Origin of the sequence: Carboxylicivirga sp. M1479 (assembly GCF_007097485.1) — a bacterium.
In the GTDB taxonomy this organism is placed as follows: domain Bacteria; phylum Bacteroidota; class Bacteroidia; order Bacteroidales; family Marinilabiliaceae; genus Carboxylicivirga.
Map to the genome: position 1 here is coordinate 132,364 of NZ_VKDE01000006.1, position 14,283 is coordinate 146,646.

9 protein-coding genes are annotated in these 14,283 nt (G+C 37.8%); 2 read left to right on the plus strand and 7 right to left on the minus strand.

The genetic code is table 11. The features are described from left to right. Positions 1-48: 48 nt before the first annotated feature. The 3 genes from FNN09_RS06275 to FNN09_RS06285 form a co-directional block, all read right to left on the minus strand. Positions 49-690 (minus strand): MBL fold metallo-hydrolase, encoded by a 642-nt coding sequence (locus tag FNN09_RS06275; protein ID WP_143300645.1) that lies wholly within the window; start codon positions 688-690, stop codon positions 49-51. Positions 691-830: 140 nt separating this feature from the next. After that, the gene (locus FNN09_RS06280) at positions 831-1,184 is read right to left on the minus strand and encodes a four helix bundle protein (RefSeq protein WP_143300646.1); all 354 of its coding nucleotides are present in this window, start codon (positions 1,182-1,184) and stop codon (positions 831-833) included. Between the two features lie 131 nt (positions 1,185-1,315). Continuing rightward, complete coding sequence (locus FNN09_RS06285) at positions 1,316-1,966, minus strand: protein-L-isoaspartate(D-aspartate) O-methyltransferase (protein WP_143300647.1); 651 nt, start codon at positions 1,964-1,966, stop codon at positions 1,316-1,318. Between the two features lie 524 nt (positions 1,967-2,490). Between FNN09_RS06285 and FNN09_RS06290 the strand changes: the two genes are divergently transcribed. Next, positions 2,491-3,201 (plus strand): sugar transferase, encoded by a 711-nt coding sequence (locus FNN09_RS06290; RefSeq protein ID WP_143300648.1) that lies wholly within the window; start codon positions 2,491-2,493, stop codon positions 3,199-3,201. Positions 3,202-3,254: 53 nt separating this feature from the next. Here FNN09_RS06290 and FNN09_RS06295 read toward each other — a convergent pair whose 3' ends face one another. The 4 genes from FNN09_RS06295 to FNN09_RS06310 all read right to left on the minus strand — a co-directional run bounded on the left by FNN09_RS06295 (position 3,255) and on the right by FNN09_RS06310 (position 11,910). Beyond that, complete coding sequence (locus FNN09_RS06295; protein ID WP_143300649.1) at positions 3,255-6,053, minus strand: alpha-amylase family glycosyl hydrolase; 2,799 nt, start codon at positions 6,051-6,053, stop codon at positions 3,255-3,257. Positions 6,054-6,124: 71 nt separating this feature from the next. Then, complete coding sequence (locus FNN09_RS06300) at positions 6,125-7,381, minus strand: hypothetical protein (protein ID WP_143300650.1); 1,257 nt, start codon at positions 7,379-7,381, stop codon at positions 6,125-6,127. 43 nt (positions 7,382-7,424) lie between these two features. Continuing rightward, positions 7,425-8,903, minus strand: coding sequence for a RagB/SusD family nutrient uptake outer membrane protein (locus tag FNN09_RS06305; RefSeq protein ID WP_143300651.1), 1,479 nt, complete (start codon positions 8,901-8,903; stop codon positions 7,425-7,427). 55 nt (positions 8,904-8,958) lie between these two features. Further along, a complete protein-coding gene (locus tag FNN09_RS06310; RefSeq protein ID WP_143300652.1) occupies positions 8,959-11,910 on the minus strand; it encodes a SusC/RagA family TonB-linked outer membrane protein in 2,952 nt (983 codons plus the stop codon). Between the two features lie 521 nt (positions 11,911-12,431). Between FNN09_RS06310 and FNN09_RS06315 the strand changes: the two genes are divergently transcribed. Beyond that, positions 12,432-13,463: a LacI family DNA-binding transcriptional regulator gene (locus FNN09_RS06315; RefSeq protein ID WP_143300653.1), complete on the plus strand. Its 1,032-nt coding sequence runs from the start codon at positions 12,432-12,434 to the stop codon at positions 13,461-13,463. Positions 13,464-14,283 lie beyond the last annotated feature (820 nt).

A 14,283-nucleotide genomic window follows, 5' to 3' on the forward strand; every position in this document is an offset into this window, starting at 1 on the left:
TAAGCCTTATATTTAGCTTTATCAGCATTCATTGGCACTAATACAAGCTTAAGACAAAAATGGATTATTTTTTCGTTCATGACCGATGGTAGAAGATGGTCCGTGCCCAGGATAAACAGCAACCTCATCATCCAATACCAATAGTTTGGTTTTAATATTACTAACCAAAGTATCAAAGTCACCACCTGGTAAATCGGCACGCCCAATACTTTCGCGAAACAATACATCACCCACAATGGCAAACTTCTCAGCTTCGTTATAAAACACAATACCACCTGGCGAGTGCCCTGGTACATGAATCACGCTTAGCTCCGATTGGCCAAATTTCACTACATCACCTTCGCTTAGGTAATTACCTATTGCCGGTGGATTAGAATCGAGCTGCATACCAAAGCTGGCTGCATATTCTACCGTTTGCTCACCCCAAAACTCATCGTCTTTATGGGCCTCTAATTTCAATTGGTATTTATCGGCTATGAATTTACTTCCGAAAACATGATCGAGGTGCATGTGTGTTTGCAGAAGACGAACAGGCGTATACCCTTTGTCACTAATGAACTTAGCAACAGACTCTCTTTCCTCTGGCGATAAACACCCCGGGTCAATAATTACACACTCTTTGGTTTCATCAGACAAGATATATGTATTCTCTTGCCACTGATTGATTGGAATAATATCAATTTGAATCATTTGATTTATGATTTATGATGTTGGATATATGATGTATGATGTTGGATATATGATGTATGATTTTATGATGTTGGATATATGATGTTGGATGAGTGATGTTGGATTCTTGATACATGACTTGCTTCATCTTAAATTAAAACCTATTTCTTTAACATCAGTGTTTTTCGCGTTGTTATAAATATGGACGCCAGTTCATGAGCTTCCTCCAATAGTTCTTTTAAAGAGGAGTGATTTATTAATTGTTTTTCACTTATTAATTCCATCCAAAACTCAGACTCATCAGCTTCCTCGATTACAATACTTAATTTAGCAACAAATGCAGCTTTGGATTGGGCTAAGCAAGCTGCACGATAATTGGCTGCCACTGACGTTGATGACCTTACCAATTGCCCTGCAATGTGCTTACCAAGGTAAGTTCCGGGCAACATTTCTGTTAGTTGTATTATATTGACTGCAAAACGTTTGGTTCTATTTTTCAGCTCTTGCTTATCCATTAATCAATTGCTTAAATGAATTGTAATCGATCCATGTAAATATAAAGCTATTTAAACCATTCATATTATGATATTTATCACAAACTTCACATTACTCACATCATCATTCCTCCATCACACATCTGATATCTCTATCGCCCAACTACTCCATTTAACATGGGAACAAAAGCACAAGCCTCTATTTCCTCCTGCTCAAAATCATCTTCTGCCAAGCGCACAATGCGCGTTAACACTTGTCGTTTATCACCCAATGGAATAACCATAATGCCACCAATTTTCAGTTGCACTAATAGGTCGCGAGGTATAACAGGTGCTCCGGCTGTCACAATTATTTTGTCGAAAGGAGCATGAGCCGGTAAACCTTCGTATCCATCACCTAAAAAAAAGCGCCCCTGGTAACCTAAGCTCCTCAACAAACGTGTAGAGCGCTGATAAAGTTCAGATTGCCGTTCAATTGAAAATAGTTTAATGCCCATTTCGAGCAAAACAGCGGCCTGATAACCCGATCCGGTTCCAACTTCCAATATCTTATCATCTGGCTTAAGCTCTAATAACTGGGATTGCAAAGCAACGGTATATGGCTGAGAAATTGTTTGTCCCGCACCAATTGGAAAGGCCTTATCCTGGTAGGCAAAACTGATAAAACTGCTTTCGAGGAACAGATGACGTGGCACATTGCCAATTGCTTGTAATACTGCTTTATCAACTATCCGTTTTTTCATCAACTCCTGCACTAAGCGCTTTCGAAGGCCTTTGTGACGATAAGAATCTGTTCGCTCCATGCCGCAAAAATAATGTTTTATTCCAATTTGGTGCTTACTTTTTAGATTGGCTACCTATGCTATTCTAAATAGTTTTATCAATTGGGCTATCCGCCCAAAACCGGACTTCATTCTGAAACATTTAAGAATACTCAAACATCAAGAGCTAGCAAAGGATAAGGCCCAATGTATTAGAACCTGACACAGCAAAGTATTCTAATCCCTTGGTATAAAGTATTAGAATACTATACTCCATGGTATTAGAATCCCTTAAACCCTGAAGTTAGAATACTTTGCGCTTAGCTCTAGTAATGCAAGGGCGATCTGACCATAGTAATACCTCTACGGTGGCTACCATTAGCTAGTGCTATTGATGTACCATTACAATGCTACTGTGCATGAATAAGACCAAGAGCAATCAATAAAATCATTTTTTACTGCCTGTTTATGAAACATCTATGGCTGATATCAGTAAAATATTGTGGGGTGATATAATAATAAATGACTGTGTTCGTTTAAATGTTAAAAGATGTTGAAGAAGGGATATGTTGAAGAATAGGGAAACAACAATACAACTAACACCTACATATAGTTATACGTACGAGCAATCTATTGAAGGCACTTTTGAGGAAAGAGCTAGCCAACAGTTAGATCAGGAATTGGCATGGAAAAAAACCACCGCCTTTATTAAACGTACCTGCGATATTGGTATTTCACTTGTGGGAGTGCTAATTACGTTACCAGTACTGCCGTTAATCGCCTTATTAATCAAGCGAGAATCAAAGGGAGCCGTTTTATTTACTCAAGAACGCATAGGCCTTAACAACAAGCCCTTTAACATTATCAAGTTCAGAACAATGTATGTCGATGCTGAGAAAAATGGGCCAGCCCTTTCGTCAGCCATAGACAGTAGAGTAACTCCTTTTGGTCGGTTTTTAAGGCGGTTTAGAATTGATGAATTTCCGCAATTTATCAACGTTATTAAAGGCGAGATGTCGATAATTGGGCCTCGCCCAGAGAGACAATTTTTCATTGATCAGTTAATTAAAGATGAACCAGTTATTGCCGAACTGACTAAAGTTAAACCAGGCATCACGTCTTTGGGCCAGGTGCTTTTTGGCTATGCTGAGAATAAAAAACAGATGCTACAACGTGCCAAACTTGAACTGTTTTACTTACGCAACTATTCATTAACACTCGACTTTAAAATATTCTTATACACATTAAGAACACTCGTTAAAGCAGAGGGAAAATAAAAAGGCCTTAAGCTATAATTACCTAAGGCCTTATCGTTGTATTCAAATTATATTTATCTCTTCAACATCTTTTTTACAACACTTCCGTTTTTACCATTTACCTTAAGTAAATAATGGCCATTGGGCAAGTGTCCCCAATTAACAGTGGTCGATCCACCAGTTAACATACCTTTTTCAATAACTACACCGGTAATACTAAACAATTCATAACTAGCTCCAGTAGCTTCTGAATTAATTGTTACCGTTGAACTAAAAGGATTGGGAAAGAATGTAATTTCTTCCTTTTCCAAGTGATCACCAGTAGATGTATTTGAGTCAAAACCACTTAATCTCTTCTGGCTATACATCATGTATTCACCTGGCTTTAAGCGTACCTCCATATCAACATCTGTCACCTGAATGCTATCTTGTGTAAAGATACTATACCATTTTCCAGTGGTGCTAAATTGAGGACGTATCACAGCGGCTTCCATACCAAAATTACCAATAATGCGCACATCACTTCCTGACATATTTAGCTTGATACGTTTTGAATTACCAGTTACATCAAGGATAAAGTCATTGGTACTAAAAACAGGTTCGTTAACCTTCATTTTTATCAATTGCTGGTAAACTGTAAAAAGTCGCATGCGGTCTTCATCGTCCATATACTCCCATTTTGGTGGTTTTTGGGCCAAACGACAATTATCACTTACCGTGCCATCGGTGCATCGGTTAATGCTTAAATCAAAGCCTAACTCACCAAACTGCCAAATCATTTTTGGTCCAGGTATAGGCATTAGAAATACCGCAGCTGCTTCTGTACGTTGTAAAGCTGTCGGCAAGTTTTTCACATCATAATCACCGCTCGAATTACCATATGCCTGATTTTTATACATAATTCGTTCTTCATCATGACTCTCCATGTAATTTATTATGGCAGGTCTTTCCCACCCTCTTCTTTGGTAGGATGCCCATGAGAAGTCAGAACCTGAATAGCCCATGGTCGCCTGATTAAATTCATGATTAGCATTACCCCAGAAAAGAATCCCTTGCTCGTGATTTGATAATTCCTTTTCTTCAGGATTATCGGATAAGTGCTCAAAAATAATGAGTGCATCGTCTTTTATCTGCCAAATATTGCTGGCCATTCTTTTTAAAATCGCAATACGATCGGCATCATAAGCACTGGCCCAATCGCCAGCTGGATAAGGTGTATTGGTAAATCCTTTAGTGAAATCAAAACGAAATCCATCCACTTTATATTCCTTAAGCCAATAAGAGCAAACACTATCCACCAGGGCTTTTGTTTCCAAACTCTCATGGTTAAAATCATGCCCCCACTGAGCAGCCGGCTCTTCCATGTTATGCTCAGTATTATACCATGGGTTATCCTTTGGTCGCCCATCTTCGCCTAAATACATACGTGCAAAAGGCGACTGACCAAATGAGTGGTTTAGCACCATATCCATAATGACCGCTATTCCTTGCTTGTGACACTCATCTATAAAGGTTTTATAATCTTCAACCGTACCATAGGCTTTATCGGTAGCAAAATAGAATGAAGGATTGTAACCCCAACTATCGTTGCCTTCAAATTCGTTGAAAGGCATCAGTTCGATGGCATTAACACCTAATCGTTTTAAATACGAAATGGTATCGGTAATGGTTTTAATATCCTGGTTATGGGTAAAATCACGAATGAGCACTTCGTAAACAACAAGCGTTTCTGGTTCAGGCACCACAAAGTCGGCTACCTCCCAGTTAAATGTTTGATCAGCTGTTGTGAGAACACTCACAATCTCATCTGTCTTTCCTTCAGGATAAGCCAGTAGGTTTGGATAAATCCGTTCTGGTATGTACTTATCGTTCCAGGGGTCGAGTATTTTTGTGGCATAGGGATCTGCTACTTTTACACCACCGCTAATCCAAAATTGGTAAGCATACTCCTGTGATTGATCTAGTCCATCTATTGTTAGCCAGAAGTAATCACCATCTTTTTTCATCATGGCACTGTTGGATGGCTCCCAATTATTGAAATCTCCAACGAGGTACACATACTCTTTATTAGGAGCAAACAGCACAACATTGACCGTAGTGGCATCCATTACATTAACCCCTCTGCGTAAACCAGCGGGCATTGGTTCTGTTACCACATCACCTTTTACAAAAAAATGGATCTCATCGGTTTCTGTTTCTGAACCGTTGCGTGCAATCGCTTCAATTTTGTACTCATCCAAACTAACATTAACTATATCGTAGGTAATGGACTGTCCAGTGCTTGTTTCAACAGTAGTACCATTCACCTTCAACTCCAATTGTTCATTGAAAATGGCATCTACTTTCACCTGAACAGTAGCCCCTTTCTCATGAATACTATTGTTTAGAGGCTCATGTATCAATACCGATAACTTATCCTGTGCTACATTAACAAAAATATCTTTTCCTCCTTCGTCTTTCCCCTCAAGGGAATTATCATGGCTGCGAAAGACAAAGGCCATTTGTTCAATAATTTCACTAGCAGGCACTCCATAATAATCACGTATACTGCTCCCAATATCCAAAGTGTATGTATTGGGTGAAACTCTAGTTAATTTATATTTTGCACTATTATCCCCCCAATCAGAAGCATATTTCCAATCGCTACCACCAGAGCTATTACTTGTAATAAGGCCAGTATGGGCATAAACTTCGCCTGAATAATCTTTTAAGCCCTGGTTGCCTTGATCGGCATAGAAGGTAATGATTACCGGATCAGAATCAACCGGCAATGGAGGGGTGGAAGAAACGACTTGGGCACTTACTGCAATTCCAGAAAGAAGCATAATAAACAATGCTATTTCACGTAATGCTTGAGGAAAAATAATACGCATAAAAGTGTTGTTTTAATAAAAAAAGCCGCCACAGGGGGCGGCCTTTTTCTTAAATATTTAATAAAATATCACTACTCTGTAATCACTACAGTAACAGCATCTTCATTACCTGCATCAATTGTTAAAGTAATGGTGAATGTGCCTTTTTCAGAAACTGACAAGTTATTTCCAGCGTCAACTACTTTTGTACTACTTGCATCTACATCTAACTTATCATAACCAACATCAATACCTGCACCATCCTTAACACGGAGTTTAAATGAAGCAGCTTGAGCTCCTTGATCAGGATCATCACTTGGATCGTCATATTCCTTTTCAATTACCATGCCAGCCCATGTATAAGTATAAACATCTCCATTTTTAGTTGGCAAACCGCTATTGTCAGCTACAAGGACATTACCCCAATTCCAACCACTCTCATCATCAGCGGCATTCGGATTATCAAGGCTAACAGCAGTTCCTACTGCATCCCAAGCTACTGCTGACCAATCTGTTAATGGTAAATCTCCAGTTCTAGTTGCTACTGCACTATAACCAGAACCTAATTCCCATGTCAAAGTCATATCATACATACCACCTTCATCTGTTACAATGTTAGATGCACCTGCTTCAAGGTTATCTAAAGTACCGCCAAAATTCGTATTAACAGCAACACCATTCTTACTAGGTGAAGTTTCAGTTTCATAATCTAGGAATGCCTTCCAAGCATTTGAATAACGGAATTTCCAATCTGAAGCTTTTACGACTACATCACTAATCGTCCAAGTCATCATTTCTTTATCGAAAGCACCTTCTGTAAAAGCTGTACTTGAACCCCAACCGTCAGGCCATGCACTACCAATTGCTCCCCATTCTGCCTTAGCATAACCTACTTTCATTGTTGCTTTGTCAAGGAAAATATGATACATACCACTTTCAGCAATAGTTAATGCTGCTGCATCAGCACTTAGAGTTCCACGCCAAAAATCACTAGCTGGCTGATCGCTATTTTCGCCGTCTGCTGTTTTATCTACCGCAGTAATATCTGCAGAACCATAAGTTGTTTTGGTTGCACCTGCAACTTCATATATGGTGAATGTTGTCCCACCCTCAATTGGCATATAAATCTCCATTAATGATGGACGATCCGTATCCATATCATTTTCATTGGAAGCCTGAACAAATTTACCGGCACTTTTTGCTACATCAGCAGCAGAACCTGGCGCTACTAGGTATACTCCATCCTCAACTAAAGGCTCTTCAGGCCCACCATTATCATCATCATCGTTACAAGCTGTGAAAGCCACTGCAAAGGCCAATAAAAGGCCAAAAAATTTAAACATTTTCATAATCTTGCTTTTAAAAATTAATTGATTGAATCACTATTTTCTTTTATAAGTTTGGATTGGCATCTTTTGCCCACTTCGGAATTGGAAAAATGGTACGTTCACTACTTGAAATTGCTTTCTCCCACCAAGATTTGGTAAAATCATTCCAGCGAATCAAATCCTGACGACGATGTCCTTCAGCAAATAACTCACGTCCTCTTTCGTTTTTAAACTCATCTACTGTTAAGGTGGCAGTTGTATAGGTATCAAGCCCGGCACGCGTTCGTATAGGGTTAATGTACATCAAAGCATCTCCAGTAACACCATGCATGAGTATTAACTCCGTTTTCATCAACATAAAATCAGTTAATCGGAAAACCACAAAATCATTGCTTAAATTTTCCATAGCTCCCTTGGCTATTTCATACTTTTGCATTCGAGCACCTGAATTTTTCACTTCGGCAGTGGAAGCTGAAGCTGGTATTTCGAGGCTTGGTATTTCTGGCGTTAAGACTAAAGGTGTTCCGTCATAAATAATTTCCGATCCATCGCTCTTAAACTGAGGCCCATACAATAGATAAGCATCTTTGCGTCTATCAGCAGCATCAAACTTATCAAAGAAGTCGGGTTGACAGGCTCCGCCGTTCCAAGGACCAACATTCATATCAAAGGTTTGATTAGAAGAATAATGCAAAGTACGCATGTGGATTCTAAAGCCAGGAGCATTGTTTTCATCAAAATTAATGGTGAAAATATTTTCCTTTGACGACTCATTATTCGTTACGAAAGGATCTGATGCATTGGCATCTAAGTTGTAGGGACCATCAATTACTTTAGTAACAAATTCATCAGCTTTTGTCCACATTGCAGTGCCTGTATAAACTTGAGCGTTCATATATAATTTAGCCAAAATAGCATTGGCAAAATTTTGCGTAGCCAGATATTTATTATTATCGGGTTTTAATAAATTGATATCACCTTCTAACTGAGCAGTGATATTATTAAAAATCTCAGCGCGAGTTACTTTTTCTGGCAACTCTGGGGCATCAATTGCTGACTCCAAGTAAGGTGCATCACCATAATTATCCATTAACAGATAATAGTAATATGAACGCATGGTACGCACTTCGGCTTTTTTTGCCAGAATTAACTCATTCTGATCATATAAACTTAACTGATCATGAATTTGGTTACAAAGGGTAATTCCTTGCCAAAAATGATCCCACATACTGTTCACAGCATCTACATCATCAGTCCATTGATGCTGGTGCAACACGCGCCACTTACCACCATCATCCCAATCTGTTCCACGAGTTGGGAAACAAACTTCATCAGATGTAATAATTTGAGAAAGATACCACCATCCCCAATCATCGGCCAAGTTGTACAAAGTTTTATAGGCGGGCACAGTTAAGGTGGCTACCTGTGCATCATTCTCAGGGTATTGGTCGCCTGGAATTTTATCATACACTTCCTCGGTTAAGTCAGTACATGCACCAAGAAATAGTGTTGCAGCTAATATATTTAGAAGTACTTTTTTCATTTGTATAAATTTAATGTGGCTTAATTTCTGTCTATCAAATAGATTAAACCTTTAATTAGAATGTTGCACTAATACCAAATGAGAATGAGCGTGTTTTCGGATAGACGTTATATTGGTCAATACCAAACGATACACCATCTAAACTTGCTTCTGGATCAACACCAGAATAACTTGTTAATACAAATAAGTTATTCCCTGATAGATAACACTTGACATTCTTTAATATCTTATCATTTTTAGGTTTAAAATTATACCCTAATGAGAAATAATCTAAACGTATAAAAGATGCATCTTCTACATATGAATCAGCTATTGCAGGTGGCGAGGTTCTTCCTTGGTCGGCCCATTGTAAAGCCTCAGGCAATGCATTCAGACCTGATAGTAAAGATGGATCATCAAAGAACATCTTGGTCGCATTATAAACTTCGTTTCCAACCATTGAACGGAAAGTAAAATCGATTGTCCAATTCTTATAAAGTGTCATATTGTTTGACCATCCAAATTCAACATCAGGTAATGGGTTACCTGCCATGTATCGCTGTGCACTACTCAATTCAGAAGTTACTCCACCACTTGTTGAGGTGTAAAGGAACTTACCTTGATCATTTAAACCTCTATATTCAGGCAGATAAAAGGCACCTAATGGTTCGTCAACAATAACTCCTGTCACATAATTATTATTTCCAATTAAACCACGTCCACTTAAAAAGCCTTCTTTTCTGACTCCATCCTCTGGTGCATATTCACCTAGGTCAAGCATAACTTGCTTATTATGTGAGATATTAAAATTTGTTTTCCAGCGGAAATTGGAGTTGTCAATTACAAAGTATTGCAAATTCAATTCAATTCCTGAGTTTTTAAGTTCTCCTGAATTAGCAAAGGTTGTTTGAGCTAAGTTTGGCGGCACAGGCACTTGATAAGCGCCTAATAAGTCTGTCGTTTTCTTCTGGTAGTATTCTAATGAACCACTTAAACGGCTGTTAAAAAGAGCAAAATCAACACCAATATTAACTTCAGCGGTACTCTCCCAACGCAAATCAGGGTTTGAATTCCATGCTGGACGGAAACTGATAACTGGTAAACCAGTCTCTGGGTTAGTTACTAATCCATCTGTTTGGTATAGTATCTGACTTCTATATTCTCCAATATTCTGGTTTCCTGAAACACCATAACTGGCTCTTAACTTAAGGTTATCTAACCAGTTTATGTCACTCATAAACTCTTCTTGAGTTAATGTCCATCCACCAGCAACCGTTGGAAAGACACCCCATTTATTATTTTCACCAAATTTTGTTGAACCATCCGTTCGTACCGATGCTGAAACATAGTACTTATGTGAAAAGTTATACTGAGCACGAGCAAAATAACCAATCAAACGCGACATTCCTTTGTAGGAGCCAACATCTCCAAAATTAACCTGCTCAAAGCCGCCTAAATTATCTACACCCATCCATGGAGAAGAAGGATTTTTCGCTTGTGCATAAAACCCATTATAATTAGTCTCTTGCCAAGAATAACCAGCAATAGCATTTAGGTTATGCTCGCCTCCAAATGTTTTGATATAATTAACGGTAGCTTCCAATAAGGTCTTTGCTGTTTTATCATAGCCTTTTCTACCATAACCATCGTTCGGTTGTGAATAAACATCCATTGGACGAAAGTAGGTGCTTTCGGAATCGTCAAGTGTATACCCAAGGTTTAATGAAGCCTTTAAATCTTTAATAATTTCATAATCGGCTTTAAAATTACCAAAGTACCTTTTGGCATCACGAGTATTATCAATATTATCAATTACAGAAAGAGGATTTTCATAGTTAAATTCTCTATCAGTTTGATAATATGAACCATCCTCATTGTACACAGGATCGGTTGGGTTACGAGAGTATGCCTGGTAAAGGATATCATCTTTGTCATAACCGTCATAACTTTCGTAATCGTTTTTTTCAACTGTGAAAGAAAGACTTGTAGACAAAGTTAATTTATTATCAAGTGCTTTATGTGAAAGATTAATCTTACCTATCGTACGGTCTTTACCGGTACCTTTCATAACTCCATCCCAACCCGTATTAGTTAAGGAAGCATAATAAGTACTAGTTTCATTACCTCCGGAAAAATTGACATTATAATTTTGTGTCATTCCAGTTTGGAAAATTTCATCTTGCCAATTAGTAGTTGCTCCACCATCCAGACTTGTTTGCCCGCTAGAAGCATAGTAGTTTCTTAAATCACTTGCAGAAAGCATGTCTAAACGGTTTGCCACATTATCCATAGACCATGACATATTTAAATTAACGCTACTGCTTCCCTTAGTTCCTTTTTTAGTCGAGATTATAACCACCCCATTAGCACCTTGCGATCCATAAATTGCTGTTGATGCAGCATCTTTTAAGACATTAAAGGTCTCAATATCTTCAGGGGCAATTGTTGTGGGATCTACACCAGGTACTCCATCAATAACATATAGAGGTTGAGTGTTTGAATCAAAACCAGAGGCTCCACGTATTTTAACGGAAAAGCCAGCATTAGGGTCACCTCCTGTTTTTGTAACAGAAACACCTGCCGTTTTTCCTTGAATTGATTGCACAGGATCCTGAATTGCGCCCCTCACTAATTCTTCTGAAGTAACCTGAGCTACTGCACCGGTTTTATCCTCTTTTCTTTGCACGCCATAACCGATAACGACCACTTCGTCCATATCGAAAGTTTCTTCGACCAAAGAAATATTAATAGGTGAGCCAGTTACAATTGTTTCTTGTGACGTATATCCAATAAATGAATATATTAATACCTGACCACTTTCAACTTCAATATTATAAGTCCCGTCTGGCATGGTAATAGTACCATTGGTTGTTCCTTTCACAGCCACAGTAACACCTGGTAATGGCATGCCATCACTTGAATCTGTTACTGTTCCAGTTACTGAAATTACTTGTGCCTGAATAGCTGAAAAGCTAAAGAGCATCACAAGCACAAACAGCATTTTAAAAACATTTGACTGTCTTTTCATAAAACTTGATTTTCGTGTGTTGATAAAACTAATTAATCTATCAATTGAAATATTAATTCATATTTCATTAAACTAAACGTTAAGCTACCCGTTTTAAGGATTTTTCAATTTTTGGATATATTGAGAAGTAATTTCTGTCAATACCTAAAACGGTGTTTAATTTACCACTAAGAACGATACAAATATATGCAATTAAACATTAACTGTAAACACTTATTAACACTATGAAACACTCTTTTGCAGTATTTTTATCGCAAACGTTTGCGGTGTCGTTTGCGGTGTCGTTTGCATTAAAAATACCTGTTATAAAACATGTTTTTATAGAATGTATCTAAACCTCGATTACGTCAAATTGCTTCATTTCTGGTCTTTTTATTATCTTTAATTTTTATCAGACTTTATAAATCTGATTAATAGTAAATATGTCACAAAGGTTATTATTCAATATACTGCCAAATTAATTACAGTACACCACTAATAAACAGTTACAAATCAGCATACTTTGCAAGTAAATCCAAAGCATGAAATCACAACCAATCACCATTAAAGATATAGCTCGTATTCTGGGTATTTCGCCGTCAACGGTATCACGCGCCCTTAAGGATCATCCAGATATTAGTCCGAAAACCAAACAATTGGTTCAAACGTTTGCTGAGAAAGTTAATTATCGTCCAAATGCCCTGGCCTTAAGCCTGAGAAGCAGTAAAACCAACACTATTGGAATTGTGATACCGGAAATAGTACACCACTTTTTTTCATCGGTAATTAGTGGTATTGAAGATGTTGCCTACGGTAGAGGATACAATGCTATCATTTGTCAAACCAATGAAAACTATCAACGAGAGGTAATTGATCTTCAGGCTTTGGTTGACAATCGAGTGGATGGAATTCTTGTTTCGATGAGTAAAAACACCCATGAGTTCACGCACTTTAATAACCTAAAAGACAATGGTGTTCCAGTGGTATTTTTCGATCGCATATGCGATCAAATAAATTCTGACCGTGTAATTGCCGATGACTTTGAAGGCGCACGTATAGCTACGCGCCACTTGATAAGTAAAGGATGTAAAAAAATTATGCATCTCGCTGCTCCTCAACATTTATTAATCGGCAAAAACAGAAAAGAAGGATATTGCAGTGCCTTAAAAGAAAACAAACTAAATTGTGAGGAGCGTTTAATAGTTAAATGTGATACACGTGAAGCTGTTTTTGCAAAAGCCGATGATATTATAAGGCTTGCTCCTGAAGTAGATGGGATTTTTGCTGTAAACGACAGTACTGCCATTGCTGCCATGCAAGTTTTACAACGGAATGGTTATAACATCCCAAAGGACATTGCTGTTGCAGGTTTTGGCGATGGACCGAATGCTAATATTGCCTACCCTCCCTTAACAACTGTTGAGCAAAAGGGTTATGATATTGGACAGGCTGCTATGCGCTTATTAATAGGTCACATTGAGAATACCGTAGAAAATGAAGAATTTGAAACAAAAATATTTACACCTGAATTAGTGGAAAGGATGTCTTCTAACCTGGGGGATGACCCTCGCTAGTAATTAAAAGAATCATCACGAAACACAATGGCATTATCGTTGTATAAAGCTCGCTAATAGCAAACTTGATACAACGATGAACCTTGTAAGCTACAAGTACTATTGAAGCAATAATTTAGCAATAACGTCAATAATAAAGCGTTCAAGCTTACAACTTTCACCTTAGCTATTTTTACCACCTGCAACTACTGCAATTACACTCTATCCTGAAATATAGAAGCACTTTTAACATTCCATATTCTTTTGCTGCAGTTTATCGAAAACGTTTGCATAAACAATTTAACTTGTTTTTTTATTGATTTAATAACTTTTTGAACATCCACCGCAAACGTTTGCAATAGATAAATACGCTGATTACAACACACATACATTCCATCATCGCAACAGAATAAACTGGCATTCCTTATTTTTTTCTCATAAGTTTGTTGTGGATAATATTGAAAAGAAACTTTCCTGTTAATACCTATTACTCGGCTATGATTACTCAAAGCTAGTGGGTGTTCTATGTACTACTGCTACTATTAAAGAATATCGTAGGTGCTGATTTGATTATCAGCTATCTTGGTGTTTCATACTTTAAAACAACGTAAGATGAAACGACCATTTAAATTTAATTATCCAATTTTTCATACAAGTGGATGATAAAATTTATTTGAGAGTTCCATATGGCAAATGAAAGCAAATTATAATCATATGAAACATCCATGGCAAGTAAATTTGACACACAGGGGGATGATTATTGGTGGGAATTCGGAACTTAGTGAATAAAAGAAGGCATGGCTAGGACAAGTAACAACATAGAGTTTGAGCAGGTCATTGA

Excerpts from the sequence above, each read along its gene's own strand:
- FNN09_RS06275 (WP_143300645.1), bottom strand. The coding sequence starts at position 690 with ATGATTCAAATTGATATTATTCCAATCAATCAGTGGCAAGAGAATACA.
- FNN09_RS06280 (WP_143300646.1), bottom strand. The coding sequence starts at position 1,184 with ATGGATAAGCAAGAGCTGAAAAATAGAACCAAACGTTTTGCAGTCAAT.
- FNN09_RS06285 (WP_143300647.1), bottom strand. The coding sequence starts at position 1,966 with ATGGAGCGAACAGATTCTTATCGTCACAAAGGCCTTCGAAAGCGCTTA.
- FNN09_RS06290 (WP_143300648.1), top strand. The coding sequence starts at position 2,491 with ATGTTGAAGAATAGGGAAACAACAATACAACTAACACCTACATATAGT.
- FNN09_RS06295 (WP_143300649.1), bottom strand. The coding sequence starts at position 6,053 with ATGCGTATTATTTTTCCTCAAGCATTACGTGAAATAGCATTGTTTATT.
- FNN09_RS06300 (WP_143300650.1), bottom strand. The coding sequence starts at position 7,381 with ATGAAAATGTTTAAATTTTTTGGCCTTTTATTGGCCTTTGCAGTGGCT.
- FNN09_RS06305 (WP_143300651.1), bottom strand. The coding sequence starts at position 8,903 with ATGAAAAAAGTACTTCTAAATATATTAGCTGCAACACTATTTCTTGGT.
- FNN09_RS06310 (WP_143300652.1), bottom strand. The coding sequence starts at position 11,910 with ATGAAAAGACAGTCAAATGTTTTTAAAATGCTGTTTGTGCTTGTGATG.
- FNN09_RS06315 (WP_143300653.1), top strand. The coding sequence starts at position 12,432 with ATGAAATCACAACCAATCACCATTAAAGATATAGCTCGTATTCTGGGT.